The sequence below is a fragment of the Calidifontibacter indicus genome (assembly GCF_003386865.1).
GTDB lineage: Bacteria > Actinomycetota > Actinomycetes > Actinomycetales > Dermatophilaceae > Yimella > Yimella indica.
Genome location: NZ_QTUA01000001.1, coordinates 3425579 through 3442871 on the forward strand (window position 1 = coordinate 3425579; position 17293 = coordinate 3442871).

Annotated in this window: 18 protein-coding genes; 7 read left to right on the forward strand and 11 right to left on the reverse strand. The window is 70.2% G+C overall.

Annotation, left to right across the window (positions count from 1 at the left end; translation table 11 throughout):
• Window positions 1–23 precede the first annotated feature (23 nt).
• Complete coding sequence (gene htpX / locus DFJ65_RS16250) at window positions 24–890, reverse strand: zinc metalloprotease HtpX (RefSeq protein WP_115923925.1); 867 nt, start codon at window positions 888–890, stop codon at window positions 24–26.
• Window positions 891–968: 78 nt separating this feature from the next.
• Here htpX and DFJ65_RS16255 point away from each other — a divergent pair, with 78 nt between their 5' ends.
• Window positions 969–1643 carry a uracil-DNA glycosylase gene (locus tag DFJ65_RS16255; protein WP_115923926.1) on the forward strand — a complete coding sequence of 225 codons (675 nt, stop codon included), beginning with the start codon at window positions 969–971 and terminating at the stop codon, window positions 1641–1643.
• Window positions 1640–2422 (forward strand): SGNH/GDSL hydrolase family protein, encoded by a 783-nt coding sequence (locus DFJ65_RS16260; RefSeq protein ID WP_281269887.1) that lies wholly within the window; start codon window positions 1640–1642, stop codon window positions 2420–2422. Before DFJ65_RS16255 ends, DFJ65_RS16260 begins: the two co-directional genes overlap by 4 nt.
• Here DFJ65_RS16260 and DFJ65_RS16265 read toward each other — a convergent pair.
• The 5 genes from DFJ65_RS16265 to DFJ65_RS16285 all read right to left on the reverse strand — a co-directional run bounded on the left by DFJ65_RS16265 (window position 2385) and on the right by DFJ65_RS16285 (window position 6944).
• The gene (locus DFJ65_RS16265) at window positions 2385–3221 is read right to left on the reverse strand and encodes an HTTM domain-containing protein (RefSeq protein ID WP_115923927.1); all 837 of its coding nucleotides are present in this window, start codon (window positions 3219–3221) and stop codon (window positions 2385–2387) included. The genes DFJ65_RS16260 and DFJ65_RS16265 overlap by 38 nt on opposite strands.
• Window positions 3218–3697, reverse strand: coding sequence for a hypothetical protein (locus DFJ65_RS16270; protein ID WP_147301436.1), 480 nt, complete (start codon window positions 3695–3697; stop codon window positions 3218–3220). Before DFJ65_RS16270 ends, DFJ65_RS16265 begins: the two co-directional genes overlap by 4 nt.
• 30 nt (window positions 3698–3727) lie before the next feature.
• Window positions 3728–4507, reverse strand: coding sequence for a polysaccharide deacetylase family protein (locus DFJ65_RS16275; protein ID WP_115923929.1), 780 nt, complete (start codon window positions 4505–4507; stop codon window positions 3728–3730).
• 59 nt (window positions 4508–4566) lie between these two features.
• A complete protein-coding gene (locus DFJ65_RS16280; protein WP_115923930.1) occupies window positions 4567–5634 on the reverse strand; it encodes a threonine aldolase family protein in 1068 nt (355 codons plus the stop codon).
• Between the two features lie 161 nt (window positions 5635–5795).
• Window positions 5796–6944 carry an acyl-CoA dehydrogenase family protein gene (locus DFJ65_RS16285; RefSeq protein ID WP_115923931.1) on the reverse strand — a complete coding sequence of 383 codons (1149 nt, stop codon included), beginning with the start codon at window positions 6942–6944 and terminating at the stop codon, window positions 5796–5798.
• Window positions 6945–7055: 111 nt separating this feature from the next.
• Between DFJ65_RS16285 and DFJ65_RS18375 the strand changes: the two genes are divergently transcribed.
• Together DFJ65_RS18375 and DFJ65_RS16295 are read left to right on the forward strand one after the other, a co-directional pair.
• Window positions 7056–9182: a DUF6421 family protein gene (locus tag DFJ65_RS18375; protein ID WP_115923932.1), complete on the forward strand. Its 2127-nt coding sequence runs from the start codon at window positions 7056–7058 to the stop codon at window positions 9180–9182.
• Window positions 9179–9883 carry an SDR family NAD(P)-dependent oxidoreductase gene (locus DFJ65_RS16295; RefSeq protein ID WP_115923933.1) on the forward strand — a complete coding sequence of 235 codons (705 nt, stop codon included), beginning with the start codon at window positions 9179–9181 and terminating at the stop codon, window positions 9881–9883. Before DFJ65_RS18375 ends, DFJ65_RS16295 begins: the two co-directional genes overlap by 4 nt.
• Window positions 9884–9960: 77 nt before the next feature.
• On the opposite strand, the gene DFJ65_RS16300 is transcribed toward DFJ65_RS16295, so the two are convergent.
• Complete coding sequence (locus DFJ65_RS16300) at window positions 9961–10683, reverse strand: L,D-transpeptidase family protein (protein ID WP_115923934.1); 723 nt, start codon at window positions 10681–10683, stop codon at window positions 9961–9963.
• Between the two features lie 129 nt (window positions 10684–10812).
• Entirely contained in the window at window positions 10813–11532 is a 720-nt protein-coding gene (locus DFJ65_RS16305; RefSeq protein WP_115924423.1) for a L,D-transpeptidase family protein, read from the reverse strand.
• A 122-nt stretch (window positions 11533–11654) separates the two neighbouring features.
• Between DFJ65_RS16305 and DFJ65_RS16310 the strand changes: the two genes are divergently transcribed.
• Window positions 11655–12446: a PIG-L family deacetylase gene (locus tag DFJ65_RS16310; RefSeq protein WP_115923935.1), complete on the forward strand. Its 792-nt coding sequence runs from the start codon at window positions 11655–11657 to the stop codon at window positions 12444–12446.
• Here DFJ65_RS16310 and DFJ65_RS16315 read toward each other — a convergent pair.
• From DFJ65_RS16315 to DFJ65_RS16325, 3 genes are read right to left on the reverse strand one after another with little or no spacing between them, the layout of a single operon-like run.
• A complete protein-coding gene (locus DFJ65_RS16315; protein WP_115923936.1) occupies window positions 12443–12832 on the reverse strand; it encodes a glycerol-3-phosphate dehydrogenase C-terminal domain-containing protein in 390 nt (129 codons plus the stop codon). The genes DFJ65_RS16310 and DFJ65_RS16315 overlap by 4 nt on opposite strands.
• A 14-nt stretch (window positions 12833–12846) precedes the next feature.
• The gene (locus DFJ65_RS16320) at window positions 12847–13989 is read right to left on the reverse strand and encodes a glycerol-3-phosphate dehydrogenase/oxidase (protein WP_115923937.1); all 1143 of its coding nucleotides are present in this window, start codon (window positions 13987–13989) and stop codon (window positions 12847–12849) included.
• The gene (locus DFJ65_RS16325) at window positions 13982–14584 is read right to left on the reverse strand and encodes a TetR/AcrR family transcriptional regulator (RefSeq protein ID WP_115923938.1); all 603 of its coding nucleotides are present in this window, start codon (window positions 14582–14584) and stop codon (window positions 13982–13984) included. Before DFJ65_RS16325 ends, DFJ65_RS16320 begins: the two co-directional genes overlap by 8 nt.
• Before the next feature lie 48 nt (window positions 14585–14632).
• On the opposite strand from DFJ65_RS16325, the gene DFJ65_RS16330 reads away from it, so the two are divergent.
• Together DFJ65_RS16330 and DFJ65_RS16335 are read left to right on the forward strand one after the other, a co-directional pair.
• Entirely contained in the window at window positions 14633–16342 is a 1710-nt protein-coding gene (locus tag DFJ65_RS16330) for an FAD-binding oxidoreductase (protein WP_115923939.1), read from the forward strand.
• A complete protein-coding gene (locus DFJ65_RS16335) occupies window positions 16342–17241 on the forward strand; it encodes a diacylglycerol/lipid kinase family protein (protein ID WP_115923940.1) in 900 nt (299 codons plus the stop codon). The genes DFJ65_RS16330 and DFJ65_RS16335 overlap by 1 nt, the downstream gene beginning before the upstream one ends.
• Window positions 17242–17293 lie beyond the last annotated feature (52 nt).

A 17293-nucleotide genomic window follows, 5' to 3' on the forward strand; every position in this document is an offset into this window, starting at 1 on the left:
GCTGTCCCGTCAAATGAGCGGTATCAGCCGCGGCGCGCCATCTCCTGCAGTCGGGCGATGCGGTCGGCGGTCGACGGGTGGGTCGACATCATCCGCGAAACATCCTGCGGACGGAACGGGTTGGCGATCATCATGTGGCTCGCGTTGACCACCCGCGGGGTGGGCGCCAGCGGCGCCCGGGCGACACCGTTCTCCAGCTTGGCCAGCGCCGACGCGAGCGCCAGCGGGTCGCCGGTGAGCTTCGAACCATCCTCGTCGGCGTCGTATTCGCGGGTGCGGCTGATCGACATCTGGATGAGCATCGCGGCGAACGGCGCGAGGAAGGCCATCAGCAGCATCGCGAACGGGTTCGGGCGGTCGTCGTTGTTGCTGCCACCACCGAAGCCACCGGTGAACATCATCATCTGTGCGACCGAGGTGATGATGCCGGCGAGCGCCGCCGCGATCGAGGAGGTGAGGATGTCGCGGTTGTAGACGTGCATCAACTCGTGGCCGAGCACCCCGCGCAGTTCGCGCTCGTCGAGCAGTTCGAGGATGCCCTCGGTGCAGCACACCGCGGCATTCTTCGGGTTGCGTCCGGTCGCGAAGGCGTTCGGCGCCTGGGTCGGCGAGATGTACAGACGCGGCATGGGCTTGCCTGCGGCAGTGGAGAGTTCGCGCACGATGCGGTACATCGCGGGGGCCTGGATCTCACTGACCGGGTAGGCCTGCATGGCGCGCAGGGCGAGCTTGTCGCTGTTCCAGTAGCTGTAGAACGTCGTGGCGACACCGATCAGAGCGAAGATCCAGATGTACCGGCCACCGCCGATCAGCGACCCGATACCGAGGAGCAACGCCCAGATCGCCCCGAACAGCAAGGCAGTCTTGAGGCCGTTGTAATGCTTGTGCACGTTCTCATCAACGTCACAGCCGGTGCTCGTGTTCCGACCCGCGTCGGGCGCCCGCCCGGGCCGCCGTAGGTTTGACCCATGCCCAAACCGCTGGCCGAACTCGTCCATCCAAGTTGGGTCGACTCCCTTTCCCCCGCCACCGACGCGCTGGCCGCGGCGGGCGCCTACCTGCGCACCGAGTTGGCCGCCGGACGCGGCTACCTCCCGGCCCCGGAGAACGTGCTCCGGGCGTTCGCGGCGCCGATGGATCAGGTGCGGGTGCTCGTCGTGGGGCAAGACCCCTACCCGACGCCCGGGCACGCCGTCGGGTTGTCGTTCTCGGTGGCACCGGAGGTGTCGCCGATCCCGCGCAGCCTGACCAACATCTACGCCGAGCTCGAAGCGGACCTCGGCGTGCCGCGTCCGTCGACCGGCGATCTGTCGCCGTGGACCGAGCGGGGCGTGCTGCTGCTCAACCGGGTGCTGACCGTGCGGTCGGGAGCGCCGGCGAGCCACCGGGGAAAGGGCTGGGAGAGCGTCACCGCGGCCGCGATCAGCGGGTTGGTCGCACGCGGCGGGCCGCTGGTGGCGATCCTTTGGGGGCGCGACGCTCGCAACCTCGCCCCACACCTCGGGTCGGTGCCCTACGTCGAGAGCGCCCACCCCTCACCGTTGTCGGCGCGGTCGGGCTTCTTCGGCTCGCGCCCGTTCAGCCGCACGAACGCCCTGCTCGAGCAGCAGGGCGCCGAGCCCATCGATTGGAGACTGCCGTGACCGAATTCCCCACTGACCTGCGCCGTTACGTCGCGATCGGCGACAGCTTCACCGAGGGGATGGTCGACGAGAACCCGAGCGACCCGGGCAGTTACGTCGGCTGGGCCGACCGGCTGGCGGCACGACTCGCCGTCGACACCCCCGGCTTCGGTTACGCCAACCTGGCGATCCGCGGACGGCTGCTCGCCGACATCGTAGGTCCGCAACTCGACGCCGCACTGGCACTCGAACCCGACCTCGTCTCGATCGTCGGCGGCGGCAACGACATCCTGCGGCCGAAGGCCGACCTCGACGCGATCGCCGACTCGCTGGAGGACGCCGTCGCCCGCCTGCGCGACGCGGGCGTCACCGTGCTCATGGCGACGATGGGCGACCCGGTCGGTGCGCCGGTGTTGCGCCGGCTGCGGGGACGGATCGCCGTGCACAACGCGAACGTTTTCGGCATCGCACAACGCCAGGGCGCACTGGTCGTCGACCTGTGGGGGCTGCGTGCGTTGCGGGACGCGCGGATGTGGGGCACCGACCGCATCCACCTGTCGACCGAAGGCCACGAACGAGTTGCCGCGCAGGCCTATTGGGCCCTCGGCCACCGCGACACCGACCGTGACTGGGCCGAGGAGTTGCCGCCGGCTCCCCCGCTGGGCCGCCGGGAGGCGCTCGCCGGGCACGCCGCGTGGGCCAAGGAGTACGCCGCGCCGTGGGTGCGGCGCCGGATCCAGGGCACGAGCTCGGGCGACTCGATCAGCGCCAAGCGGCCCGAGGTCGAACCGCTCGACTGATGACCCGCCGTCCGGCCAGCCGCTCCAACGGCAGGAAGGCGAACAGGCACACCGCGGTCGGGATGAAGTGGATTCCGAGCAGGGCGAACGTCGAGGCGTGGAAGACGAACCAGAACGCGACGTAGGCGTAAAGCGGCCGACCGCGCAGCCAGAGCATCAGTGGTGCACAGAACTCCAGGATCAACACGACCCACTGGAAGACGTAGGTCAGCAACGGCCAGTGTGCGACGAGTTGGCCGAGGGCCGACCCGCGACGGGTGATCGCCCAGACCAGCACCGCCGAACTCGCCCAACCCCACCCGGCCTCGCTCACCTTCGCGATCGCGGCGAGGAAATAGGTCGCGACGACCGAGACCTGGATCATCCGCATCGACCAGCCGTTGCGCTGCAACGCTTCTCGCGCGTCGGTCGCCTTGGCGGCGGCGAGCGGGAGCACGAACAACGCCACCAGCAGCGCCAGGTGATCGTGGTTGATCTTGCCGTAGGAATAGGCGTTGCTCAGCCAGTCGAGCATGCCGAACGCGACGACCCAGCCGGTGATCCTGGGCCGCACCCCGAGCAGCGCGAGCACGGCGGCCACAGCGATGACGATGCGCAGCACCTGCACGTAGACCGCGGTCGGTTGCGGCAGGTGCAGGATCGCGCGCACCGGCAACTGCGAGTAGAGGTCGGCCGGGATGTTGCCGTGTCCGATCGGGAACGCGGTGAGCAGGAAGATGTCGAGCAGCACCACCGCGTAGACCAGGCGGCGAAGGATCACGACGCGCTCGGTGGGCACCTGCGGGAAGGCCCAGTTCATGAGAGGTCCCTCGGGTGGTCGGGGTCGACGACCTGCCAGGTGGCCAGCACCTTGCGCACCGGCGCGCCGTCGGCGGCGCCGTCCTTGAGCTGTTGCACGGTGTCGACGAGGTAGACCGTGCGGTAGCGGGGGTCGTCCGGCAACGACCGGGACGCGGCGACCGCAACCGCCTGCAAGCGTTTGGGCTCGGCCTCGATGGCGGTCTGCTGGCCTTCGATCTCGGCTCGTTCCAACCCGATTCCGCCCGCGCCGAGGGGCACGACGACCCGCTTGCCTGCGACCGTGTCGGCCTCGACGCCGAGCGAATGCACCTGGCTGTTCGGGTCGACTCCGAAGGCGAACATCACCATCGGGCCGATCGGCCACCACCGGTCGTTGCCGATGGCGGTGCCGAGGCCGAGCGCGACGACGAGCGCGCCCATCGCGACGAGCCGCCCACACCTGCCGACGCTGCTCAGGTCTTTCCCCGGATCCACGCCGGTCAGCATGTCACGCCGGGGCGGGCATCACCGTTCGGCCAGCAGTTCGCTGACCGTCGCCAGCCGCAAGCCCTTCGCGACGCACGACGGCACGAAGGTGCGCAGCGCCGAGACCATCTGTTCGCTCGGCGTCCGCCGGCCGTCGTGGCACAGGATCACCGCGCCGGGCGTGAGCTGAGCGAGCAGAGCCGCCGAGGCCGACGCCGAGTTGCGGCCGGGCAGCCAGTCCGACCACAGGATCAGCTGCAGCCCATGGCTGCGTGCGGCATGCAGCACCGGTGCGTCGAAGCGGCCGTACGGCGGACGCATGAGCACCGGTTCGCGTCCGACGAGGTCGGCGACCGCGCGCTTGGTGTCGGCCATCGACCGGTCGAGTTGCACCGAGGTCAACCGGGTCATGTCCCAGTGGTCGGCGCCGTGCACGCCGATCTCGTGACCGGCGTCCGCCGAGCGGCGCACCAGCTCGGGGTGGGCAAGCACGTGGTCGCGCAGCACGAAGAAGGTCGCCCGGGCGTCCGACGCTGCGAGGATGTCGAGGATCCGCGGCGTCCAGCGCGGGTCGGGTCCGTCGTCGAAGGTGAGCGCGACGCTCGGGCCCGCCGTGCGCCAGACGATCTGCGTATCGAACACTCCCGACCGCGGCGACGGTGGCGAGATCCGGTACGACGGCGGACGGTTGTCGTCGTCGTAACCGTCGACGGCACGCGCCACCCCGGAGCCGATCGTCAACCCCGCGATCGCCGAGCCCCCTGCTACGAACACCGCGCGGCGTCGACTCACCGTCGACCCGGCCCCCCGACCAGTCATGCGCTCATCCTCGCACCCGCCCCTGAAACTCGCCTGCGAATTACCCCGAGTCGCGGGGATCAGGCCGACATTGCGGCGCGCACCGCCGCGGCGAACTCGTCGACGTCCTTCTCGGTGGTGTCCCAGGAACACATCCAGCGCACCTCGCCCAGCGCTTCGTCCCAGAAGTAGAAGTGGAAGTCGTCCATCAGCTTCTCGGACACGACCTTCGGCAGCACCGCGAAGACCGCGTTGGCCTGCACCGGACGCGGCACGCTGACACCGTCGATGTCGTGCACCGCAGCGGCCAGCCGCTGGGCCATCGCGTTGGCGTGGCCGGCGTTGCGCAGGTAGAGCTCGTCGGTGAGCAGCGCCTCGAGCTGGGTGCTGATGAAGCGCATCTTCGAGGCAAGCTGCATCGACTGCTTGCGGAGGTACTTCATGCCGGTGACGACGTCAGGGTTGATCACCAGCACCGCCTCGCCGACCATCAGTCCGTTCTTGGTGCCGCCGAACGAGACGATGTCGACACCGGTGTCGGTGATCATCTCCTTGAACGAGACGCTGAGGGTCGCGGCGGCGTTCGACAGGCGCGAGCCGTCGACGTGCAGCACCCAACCGTTCGCGTGCACCCGGTCGGCGATGTGGGCGATCTCGTCGACCGTGTAAGCCGTGCCGAGCTCGGTGGTCTGGGTGATCGAGACGACCTTCGGCTGCGCATGGTGCTCGTCGCCCTTGCGCACCGCGACGGTGTCGATCAGCTCGGGAGTGAGTTTGCCGTCGGGTGTCGGCACGGTCATCAGCTTCAGGCCGCCCATGCGCTCGGGCGCGGCGCACTCGTCGACGTGGATGTGTGCGGTGGCGGTGCAGACGACCGACTCCCAGCGCTGCGTGACCGCCTGCAGCGCAACGACATTCGCGCCGGTGCCGTTGAACACGGGGAACGCCTCGACACCCGGGCCGAAGTGCTCGCGGAAGACCTCCTGCAGCCGCGCGGTGTAGACGTCGTCGCCGTAGGAGGTCTGGTGTCCGCCGTTGGCCCGGACGATCGCGGCGAGCACCTCGGGGTGCACCCCGGAGTAGTTGTCGCTGGCGAATCCGCGGTTGGTGGGGTCGTGCAGGATGTCGAGTGCAGTCACGGCGGTCATCTTCGCAGCCGCCCCTGCGAGGCGGACACTCGCGCTGCAACTCGCGGCGCCGCACGACCGCAAGCCCCGGAATTCCGGGCGGCTGCCTCGCGGCGAGGCTCGAGTTGCAGCGCGGGTGTCCGCCCGCGACGCCCGAGGCCACGGTCGGCCCGAGTCGAGGCTCAGAGCGAGGCGAGCAGGTGCCGCGAGATGACCAGACGCTGGATCTGGTTGGTGCCCTCGAAGATCTGGGTGACCTTCGCGTCGCGGAAGAAGCGCTCGACCGGGAAATCCTGGGTGTAGCCGGCGCCACCGAGCACCTGCACCGCGTCGGTCGTCACCCGCATCGCCGCATCGGTCGCGACGAGCTTGGCCACCGCGGCGGCCTTGGCGAACGGGCGGCCGGCGTCCTTGAGGCGGGCGGCGTGCAGATAGGTGGCGCGCGCCGAGCTGACCGCCGCCTCCATGTCGGCGAGCATGAACGCGAGCCCCTGGTTGTCGGCGATCGGCCGACCGAACTGCTTGCGCTCCTTCGCGTACGCCGTCGCGTGGTCGAGCGCGGCCTGCGCCAATCCGGTTGCGGCAGCGGAGATTCCGAGACGACCGGCGTCGAGTGCGCTGAGCGCGATGTGCATGCCCTGGCCGCGCTCGCCGATCATGCGGTCGCCCGCGACCCGCACGTCGTCGAAGATGACCTCGGCCACCGGGTCGCCGTGCAGACCCATCTTCTTCTCGGGCGCGCCGAAGCCCAGGCCATCGGCGTCGGACGGCACCACGAAGCACGACAGGCCCTTGCCCTCGGTGTCGTCGGTGCGCACGAACGAGGTGTAGTAGTCGGCGTGACCGGCGTGCGAGATCCACGCCTTGGTGCCCTTGATCCGCCAGTCGTCACCGTCGGCGACGGCGCGGGTGCGCATGTGGGCGATGTCGGAGCCGAACTCCCGCTCCGACAGGCAGTAGGCGCCCAGTTGCGTGCCGCCGAGCATGCCGGGCAGCAACGCCTCCTGCTGCTCGCGGGTGCCGAAGGTCGCCACCGGGTAGGCGGTGAGCCCGTGCACGCTCACGCCGACGGCGACCGCCATCCAGCGCATCGCGAGCTGCTCGAGCACCTGCAGGTAGACCTCGTACGGCTGGTCGGCCCCGCCGAACTCCTCCGGGTAGGGCAGCGCGAGCAGACCGGCCTCGCCGAGCGTGCGGAACAGGTCGCGCGGCGGCGTCGCGGTGCGCTCCCCCTCGGCCGCACGCGGAAGCACTTCCTTGTCGGCGAGTTCACGAGTCAGGGCGAGCAGGTCGGCCGCTTCGTCGGTCGGCAACAGTCGTTCAACGGGCATGGCGCACAGATTACGGGGCGTGTGACCGGCGCCACCCGCCGACTCGACTGTCGAAAGATCTTCTGTCTACGATGGTTCAAACCGGATAATTTCTAGCAGAGGAGGCCTTCGATGAGTGTGTTCCCGAAGGTGCTGGTCGACCAGGCCCACAGCAGCGCGTGGTCGCTCGACGCCGGCGTCGCCGCCACGATGAATCCCGCCAACCCCGCCGACGCGAGTCTGGCGAAGGCCGCCGATGCGTTGCGCGCCCGCGGCTTCGAGGTTGCCGCCCTCACCGACGCGTTCTCGGCGCAGACACTCGGCGACGCCGAGGTGCTCGTCATCGACCACCTCGCCGACGCCAAGGCCGAGCGGGTCATGGGCGACCTCCCGCCGGTGCTGACGGACGCCGAGATCGACGCCGTCGAGGCCTACGTCGCCGCCGGCGGCGGGCTGATCGTGTTCGCCGAGTGCGAGCAGGACACCTACGGCAACAACCTCAACGACCTGCTCGCCCGCTTCGGGGTGCACGTCGACAGCACGCTCGTGCACGAGTCGACGGACGGCGGACGCCGCCACCACCACAACGCCACCTGGGTGCTCGGCGAGATCCCGACGGGTCACGGCCAGGGCATCCTGGCCGGCGTCGACCAGCTGTGCTTCTACCGCGCGGGCGTCATCGACATCAGCGCCAACCCGCAGGCGCAGGTGCTCGCCAGCAGCAGCGCCACCGCCCACCCCGCGCAGCGTGCATTGGCCGTTGCGCTGCGGCACGGACAGGGCCGCGTCGTGGTGCTGGCCGACTCCGACCTCGTCGGCGACGACTCGATCGACGAGCTCGACCACGCCCGCTTCTGGACCAATATCGTCACCTGGGCATCGGCCGGCCACGCCGCCGCGCCGAGCGCGATCGCCGGTTCCGACACCGCGAACCTGCCCGAGTGGCAGCGCCTGAAGGCCGCCACCCTCGAACTGCGCGAGATGCAGAGCAAGGACGGCTCGATCGACGGCGCGCAGCACGACCACCGGCGCGCCACCTACCTCGTCGAGCAGATCGTCACCGAGATCACCGCTCTCGCACCGCGATTCCCGCACGACGCCGACTACCTCGCGGCCCTGCCGGGCGATCTCACGAAGTGGGTCGAGGGCGGCTTCGGGGTGCCCGACTTCCTCGATTCGCTGATGGAGTTCCGCCCCGACCTGCACCGCGTCGACGGCATCGAGCACCTCGTGCTCTTCCCGATGTACACCCAGAACGGCAACCCGAACCGCGTCTTCGAGGCGCTGCTGGTCACCGTGCCGTGGCCGCAGTGGCTGGCGGAGGTGGAGCGCGAGTACGTCAACCCGGCGTTCGTGCCGGTGAACTTCCTCGACTTCACCCCCGGCTACGACACCAACTCCGCGGTGCTGTTCCCGGAGACGGTCGCCGTGCGGGAGGTGCCGAAGTTTTACTGGGGTGCGATCTTCTGCGACCGCGAGGGGGCCCGCTTCCGTCGCGTGGTCGAGTCGGCCGCCGACCTGCTGAGCCTGCAGTTGCCGCCCGACGCCGAGCGCCTGCTCGGCTCACAGGAACTCGCGCAGTCGACCTTCGCGCTGTGGGACCTCATCCACGACCGCACCCACAGCCACGGCGACCTGCCGTTCGACCCGTTCATGATCAAGCAGCGCATGCCGTTCTGGATGTACGCGCTGGAGGAATTGCGCTGCGACCTGTCGACCTTCCGCGAGGCCGTGAAGCTCGAGGCCGAGGGCCAGCCCTACGCCCGCTCGGTGCAGCTGGCGATCCTGTTCGACCGGTTGTTCCGCTTCCCGATCACCGGCGACCGGGTACGCAACTACGACGGGCTCGGCGGCCAGCTGATGTTCGCATACCTGCACAAGCACGACGCGCTGCGCTGGACCGACAACAAGCTGTCGTTCGACTGGCGTCGGGTGCCCGAGGTCGTCGTGGCCCTCTGCGAGGAGGTCGAGACGCTCTACCGCAGTGGAATCGACCGCTCCCGCGTCGGTCACTGGCTGGCGTCGTACGAGTTCGTGACGCGGTACGTTGCACCTCACCCGGCGTCCACCTGGGCGAAGGGCCCGCAGTCGTTGCCGCTCGATGGCACGGTCAAGGAGTTGGTCGACTTGGTGCAGCCCGACGAGTTCCCGCTCAACGTCTTCTACGAGGCGCTGCGCAAGAAGCTCGGTGCTGTGATCGAGTCGACCCGCGGCATCACCGCCGCCTCGGCCGTCGTCGAGCCGGTGGCGGTGGCATGACCGGGCTGCGCGGACGGCTGGTGGTCGTCACCGGCGCCGGTGGCGCCCTCGGGGTGGAGACCAGCCGCCGGTTGTTGGCGGCCGGTGCACGAGTGGCGGCGGTCGACCATCGCGCCGAGAACCTCGAAGCTTCGGCCGCCGAGTTCGGCGCTGACTACCTGCCCTTCGTGGTCGACCTGCTCGACGAGCCGGCCACCCTCGCGTGGGGCCACGAGCTCGCGCAGGACCACGGCGGCGTCGGCGGCCTGCTGCACCTCGTCGGCGGCTGGCGCGGCGGCAAGGGCATCGTCGACGCCGACCTTGCCGACTGGGATTTCCTGCACGACAACCTGATTCGCACCCTGCAGCACACCAGTCGGGCACTGCACGACTCGTTGCGCGCGTCGTCCGATGCCCGGTTGGCGATCATCTCCTCGACCGGCGTCGCCAAGCCCACGGCGACCAACGCGTCGTACGTCGCGGCGAAGGCCGCGTCCGAGGCATGGACCCTCGCGGTGGCCGACTCGTTCGACGGGTCGCACGCCGCGGCGGTCGTGCTGCGGGTGATGGCGCTGCTCACCCCGCAGATGCGCGCCGACAAACCGAACGCGAAGTTCTCCGGGTTCACCCCGGTCGAGCAAGTGGCCGGCGCCCTCCTCGCGCTCTGGGACGAACCGGCCGACCGGGTGAACGGGCGCATCGTCGACCTCACCACCTCCTGAACGAGCAAGCACAGTCGCGCGGACACAAGAACGCCCCGGGACAACCCGGGGCGTTCTTGTCGGTGGGTGAGCGAGCGTCAGTAGATGCGCACCTTCACGCCCATGTTCAGCAAGCCCGACGAGAGCAGGTAGTTCTGGGCCCGGGTCGACACCCGCGCGCAGCCGTGCGAGGCCGGGTAGGGCGGAATGCTGGTGGAGCCGTGCACCGCGAACCCGCGGGAGTCGAAGTAGCGCGGCTTGTACATGGTGCCGAGTTCGGCCGTGACCCACGGGTTGGTCGAGGTCTCCTGCACCGACTTGCGGTAGATCGTGAAGGTGCCCGTCGGGGTGATCGCCCGCGCCCAACCACCGTTGAACCGGAAGGTCGAGCCGTCGCCGGTGCTGGTGTTGAGCGCGACCTGGACGATGCCGCCGCGCACCACCATGAGCAACTGGCGGGCGAGGTCGATCTCGATGCCGTCGAGCTTGTAGCGGCTGGTCGCACGCACCCGGGCCAACCCGCTGTCCCAGAGCGCGAGGTCGATCTTGCCGGTGCGGGCGCGACGGTGCGTCTTCTGCACTGCGTACACCGCCTGCTGGGTCAGCTCACCGAACTGCCCGTCGACGGTGCCGCACCAGAAACCGTTGGCGTTCATCGCCAACTGGAACTGCGTGACGTGGTGGCCGGATGATCCGATGCCGAGCGGCGTGCTCGGGCCGGCCGCATGGGCCGATTCGGCGAGGGCGAGCGAGGTGCCGGCTGCCACAGCAGCACCCCCGGCCCCGAGAATCAGCGAACGACGGCTCAGGTTGGCAGTCATGACAGTCCCCTTGCAGATGCAGTGTCCGAAATGGTTGTGGCACAAGTGGCGCCCCGAGCGCAATCATGCCCCGCCGGACGTCACCTGTGCCACTTCGAACACAAGACCTGTGGAAAGTCGCTGCGCCGCTCAGTAGACCCGCACGTAGCTGCCCATCTGCTCGCGACCGCTGGCCAGCAGGTAGTTCTGTGCGCGGGTCGACAACCGGCAGCAGCCGTGCGAATCGGGGTACGGCGGAATGAAATTCGAACCGTGCACCGCGATTCCACCGTTGAAGTAGCGCGGACGCCACAGTCCGCCGAGCGCTCCGTAGTCCCAGCCGTTGCTCCCGTAGCGGTTGATCCGGTAGGTGCCGGACGGCGTCACGGCCGTGTACCAGCGACCGCTGTAATAGAAGCGTGACCCGTTGCCGGTGCTGGTGTTGAGCGCGACCTGGACGTAGCCGCCGGAGACCACAAGCAACAACTGGCGGGTCTTGTCGATCTCGATGCCCGTGTAGGTGTACCGGCTGCGGGCCCGCACCCGGGCCAACCCGCTGTCCCAGAGGGCAAGGTCGATCTTGCCGGTGCGGGGCCGCCCGTGCGTCTTCTGCACCGCGTACACCGCCTGCTGGGTGAGTTCGCCGAACTGTCCGTCGACGGTGCCGCACCAGAAACCGTTGGCGTTCATCGCCAACTGGAACTGCTCCACGTGGTGGCCCGACGATCCGATGCCCAACGGACGCGGAGGGCCGGCCGCGCCGGCCGACGACGACGTCGCGATCTGCGCCACGGCCCCCGCCGCGAGCAGACCTCCCACTCCGGCAATCGCTCCACGCCGACTGATCGGTCGACTGATCTGCGTGTTCATGATCTTCTCCCCCCCGGCTCCGAGCAACTTCCCCCTGAAGCCGCTTCCCTTGTCGGTACCTCGAGCCTGCGGTCGTCAGGCGTGCACGTCGATGGGCACAACTCCCCTAGGCTCCTTGTTCCGTGAGCACCTTGGTCTTCCTGCACGCCCATCCCGACGACGAGAGTTCGCAGACCTCGGGTGCGATGGCGCGCGCCGCCGCCGAAGGTCACCGGGTGGTCGTCGTGTTCGCGACCAACGGCGAGCACGGCGAGGTGCCCGACGACCTTGCGGACGCCGAGACGCTCGTCGACCGCCGCCGCGCGGAGGCGATGCGTTCGGCGCAGGTGCTCGGCACCGCACGCGTTGCCTGGCTCGGCTATTCCGACTCGGGAATGACCGGCTGGGAACAGAACTCGCTCGCCGGCAACCTCCACCTGGCCGACCTCGACGAGGCCGGCGGACGGCTCGCGGCGATCCTCGACGAGGAGGACGCCGACGTGCTGGTCACCTACGACTGGCACGGCGGCTACGGCCACCCCGACCACGTGAAGGCCCACCACGTCGGCCACCGGGGCGCCGAACTCGCCGCCCGGCGTCCGCGGGTCTTGGAGTCGACGATGAACCGCGACCGGATGCGCGCTTTCCACGAGGCGGCCCTCGCGGCCGGTCAGGAATCCGACCTCGACCCCGACCGGCCGATGGACGACGGCAACCCGTTCGGCAGCCCGGAGGCCGAGATCCACTGGGAGGTCGACGTTTGCGGCTATCTCGACCGGAAGCGTGCGGCGATGCAGGCGCACTCGTCGCAGGTCACCGACATCGGCATGTTCATGGCGATGCCGCGGCCGATCTTCGACATCGCGTTCGGCACCGAGTGGTACATCGAGCCCGGTCGCCCCGAAGGCATCGAGGCCGGCTGGCCGTTCGCCTAGGCCCGCACCGTGCGGCCGTAGCGCTCGATGAGTTCGCCTGCCACGCAGAGCGATTCGTCGCGCAGCCCCTCGCGCATGGTGATCCGGGTGCGACGCTCGACGAGGTCTTCGGGCGTGAGCGCGCCCTCCGCCAGGACGCCGTACACCAACTCGGCGCGCACGGTCGGCGAGCCGGCCACGACCGGCTCGCCGAGCGCGGGGTCGGACGCGATGAGTTGCTGCACCTGGGCGGCGAGCGTGCCGTAGCGGTCGACCAGGCGCCGGGGCGCGCGCACCCGGCGCAGCAACGGAGCGGACGCGGCTGCGACGAGCGGCAACCGATCGGTGAGGCACGGCCCGCCCCCCGGGATACGGCGGGCGACGGCGTCGACCGTGTCCTGCGCCATCCGCCGGTAGGTGGTCAGCTTGCCGCCGACGATCGTGATCGGCGCTCCGGGTTCGTCGACCAGCAGATGTTCACGGAAGATGTCGGCGGTGCGCTGCCCGCGTCGGCGCCGACCACGAGCGGCCGCAGGCCGGCGAACCGTCCGACGACGTCGGCCCGGTCGACCGGTTGGGCCAGATGGCGTCCGACGACGCCGAGCAGGAACTCCTCGTCCTGCGCCGGCACCCGGGGTGCGCGCGGGTCGACACCCGGCGCCGGATCGTCGGTGAGGCCCACGATCACCAGGTCGTCGGGGCGCGGCAGCACGAACACGAAGCGTCCGAATTGGCCGGGCACCGGCAGGTTGATCGCGCAGGTGGGTCGGCCGAAGCGGGCCGCGGGCAGCACGAGGTGAGAACCGCGGCTCGGCGCGAGCCGCACCCGGTCGTCCAACCCGTCGGCCCACGCCCCGGTCGCGTTGACGACGACCTGGGCGCGTGCGGTGAAGCTGTGTCCGGTGAGCACGTCGTGCAGCACCGCACTCGTCGCCTCGATCGACTCCGCGCGCAGGTAGGTCGCGACCCGTGCGCCGTGCGCGGCGGCAGTGCGCGCGACGTCGACCACCAACCGGGCGTCGTCCTCGAACTGGCCGTCCCAGAAGCTCACCGCACCCCGCACCTCGGCACCGCGCCAGGCGGGCATCAGCGGACGGGTTCGCTTGGCCGACAACAGTTTCGGCGCCGGCAGCAGGTGTGATGCGGTGCCGGCGCGGCGACGCAGCAGGTCGGCGGCGACCGGCCCGAACGCGCTGAGGTAGCCGGCGGGGCCCGGCAGGTCGGGGGTGAGCGGGAGCAGGTTGCGGCGCGGTCGGGTGAGGTGCGGCGCGACGGTGGTCATCAGCAGGTGCCGCTCGTCGGCGCTCTCCTTGGCGATGCGCACGTGTCCGGTGGCCAGATAGCGCAGTCCGCCGTGGGCGAGTTTCGAGCTCCACCGCGAGGTACCCGATGCGAGGTCGTCCGCCTCGACGAGGGCTGTGCGCAGACCGCGGCTCGCGGCGTCGAGGGCGACGCCCGCTCCGGTGATGCCACCACCGATCACGAGCACGTCGAACTGTTCGCGCTGGAGTTCCTGCAGGGCGGTGGCGCGAGTGGATCGGTCGAGGATCGCGCGGTCAGTCATCGGTCGCTCCGCTCCTCAGGTAACCGGCCACCAGGTGGGTGACCTCGCGCTCGATCAGCTCACGGGTGAGCTCGGGCTCGTCGCCGACCACCATCACGAACGACTGCAGGGCCACGATCAGGAAGCGGGCCTGCTCGTGCGGTGCGGGCTGCGCCCGCAGGGGCCGGCCGAGCTCGGCGCATCGTGCGCGCGTCTGTTCGATCGATCGGGTGAGTTGCGCGGCGAGCCCGACCTGGCCCCGTCCGAAGTGACCGACGAGGTAGGGCAGGAGCAGCTCGGGGTCGTGGCGACGCAGCGCGTCGAGCAGTTCGGAGTCGACGAGCGCCCCGACGACTTCGGCGACACCCTCGGCGAGTTCGCCTACGGGATCGGTGGATTCGGCCAGTTCATCCGCGACGAGCGCCCCGACACTGCCGAGCTCGTGAGCCAGCGCGTCGAGCACCAGCTGCTCCATGCCGCCCGCCCGTCGGTAGACGGTCATCCGGGAGAGGCCGGCGCGTTTGGCCACCGAGGTGACCGTCGAGCGGGAGACGCCGTAGGTCATCACCTCTTCGCGCACCGCCCGCCACAACGCCTCTTCGGAACTCTGGCTCATCGCCGCCTCTCCCTCTCGATGTGACACTTGATGTAATACTGTCACAGCATGGACGTCACTCTGCAACAGGTTCAGCGCTCGGTCTGGTGGGGCTGGGGCGACCCGGCCAATGCCGCACCGCTGCCTGTCCACGCCCGTCGGATGCTCGACGAACGGCTCGGCGCCCGCTCCTCCACCACCAACCACCCTCCGGTGCAACTGGATTCGATCGAGGTGCCCGAATCGCGCGTCGGCGACCGGCTGCGGTCGGCCCTCATCGACGCGGTCGGTGCCGAGCACCTTCTCGACTCCGCGGCCGACCGCATCCTGCGCGCCGGCGGCAAGAGCTACCCCGACCTGGTGCGCGTCCGCACCGGCCACCTGCCGTACGTGCCCGACGCCGTCGCGCTGCCGTCGACCCATCGCGAAGTCGCCGACGTCGTCGCCGCCTGCGTCGCGCACGACGCCGCCGTCGTGCCCTTCGGCGGAGGCACCAGCGTGGTCGCCGGCCTCACCGCCACCGGCGAGCAGCGCGCGGTCGTCAGCCTCGATCTGCGCCGGCTGGCCGGCCTGATCCGGCTCGACGAGCACGACCACACCGCCACCTTCCACGCCGGCACGATGGCGATTGACGCCGAAACCGCCCTGCGCGCACGGGGATTCACCCTCGGGCACTTCCCGCAGAGTTACCAGCAGGCCTCGCTCGGCGGCTTCGTCGCCACGCGCAGCGCCGGGCAGTCGTCGAGCGGTTACGGCCGCATCGACGACATGGTCGACGGCGTCCGTGGGGTCACCCCGACCGGCGAGTTCGAGTTCGGGTCGCGGTCGCCCGCGTCGGCCGCGGGGCCCCGCCTGCTCGACGTGATGGTCGGCAGCGAGGGCGCGCTCGGGGTGCTCACCGAGGTGACCTTGCGGGTGGTCGAGGCGCCGCAGGTAACCCGACACACGGCGGTGGCGTTCCCCGACTTCGACTCGGCCGCAACGGCATTGCGCGAGCTGGTGCAGCAGCTCGGACACGACCAGCAACCCGATGTGACCCGGGTGTCGGACGCCGTCGAGACGGAGGTGTCGCTCGGGCTCGCCGGACGCAGCGGCAAGGCGCTGCAGCGCTATCTCGCCGTGCGCGGGCTCGAGGCGCCCTGCCTGACGATCCTGCTGTGGCACGACGCCACCGACGAGCGGGCCAAGCACCGGCAGCGTCGCGCGCAGCAGATCCTGAAGCGCAACGGGGCCGTCACCCTGCCGGCGAAGATCGCCCGCGGCTGGGAACACGGACGGTTCAGCGCGCCGTACCTGCGCGACGAACTGATCACCCGCGGCGTGTTCGTCGAGACGCTGGAGACCGCCACGCACTGGTCGAACATCGCCGCCGTGCACCGCCGGGTCGGCGGCGCGATCGCCGATGCCCTCGATGCCGGCGGCACCCCCGGCGTCGTGCAATGCCACATCTCGCACGTCTACCCCAGCGGCGCGTCGCTCTACTTCACCTACCTCGCCGCCGAGGCCGACGACGCGCTCGACCAATGGCAGACGGTGAAGACCGCGGCCAGCGAGGCGATCGTCGCCGCGGGGGCGACGATCACTCATCACCACGCGGTCGGACGCGACCACCGCCGGTACCTCGCAGATGAGATCGGCGAGATCGGCGTGCGGATGCTGCGCGCACTGAAGAATGAGCTCGACCCGGGCGACACGATGAACCCGTGTGTGCTGATCCCGGACACCACGTCGCAGAAGGTCCCGACCAGCACAGGTGCGACCACGGAGGCCCCGAGCTGATGACCGAACTGTCAGGCCGCGCAACGGTTCTGGTGAACCCCGCGGCGGGTGGGGGCACCGCGGGCACCTCCGAACGCGAGGTGCTGGCGACCTTACGCAGTCTCGGTTTCGACCCCGAGGCGGTGCAGACGACCAGCGCCGAGCACGCGGTCGCGGTGGCCGCTGCGGCGGCTCCCGACGATGTGCTGTTGCCGCTCGGCGGCGACGGCATGATCTCCTTCGTGGCCGCCGGCTGCGTGCGTTCGGGGGCGCTGCTGGCTCCGCTGCCGGCGGGGCGCGGCAACGACTTCGTGCGCGGCCTCGGGCTGCCACGCGACACGCTCGCGGTCGCGCGCACGCTGGGCGCCGCGGCCGAACGACGCATCGATGTCGGCACGATCGGCGATCGGACCTTCGTCGGCACGGCCGCCGTCGGCTTCGATGCGCTGGCCAACGCGCGAGCCAACCGGGTGCGCCGGCTGCGCAGCGCACTGGTCTACACGGCCGCCGGGGTGCAGACCGCGTTCACCACGCGTCCGATCACCTTCACCGTGCGCACCACCGGGCCGGACGGCGACCGCGAGGAGAGCTTCGCCGGCTGGAATGTCGCGGTGGGCAACTCCGGTCGACACGGCGGCGGGCTGACCGCCACCCCCGGCGCCGACCTCGCGGACGGGCTGCTCGACGTGGTCGTCACGCGCGGGCGTCGCTTCGACCAGAAGGCCACGTCGGCCCTGTTGGAGCGCGGGGGCAACCACGTGCGCCTGCCACACGTCGACGGCTGGCGGGCGACCCTGGTCGAGATCACCGCGGTCGACCGCGACGGCCGTCCGTTGGAGGTGTACGCCGACGGCGACCCGATCGCCGTCGCGCCGGTGCAGATCGGGCTGTTGCCCGGGGCGCTGCGGCTCTTCTACTGAAGCCCCACACATCAGGAGGGGCACGATCGCCGGTCGATCATGCCCCTCCTGC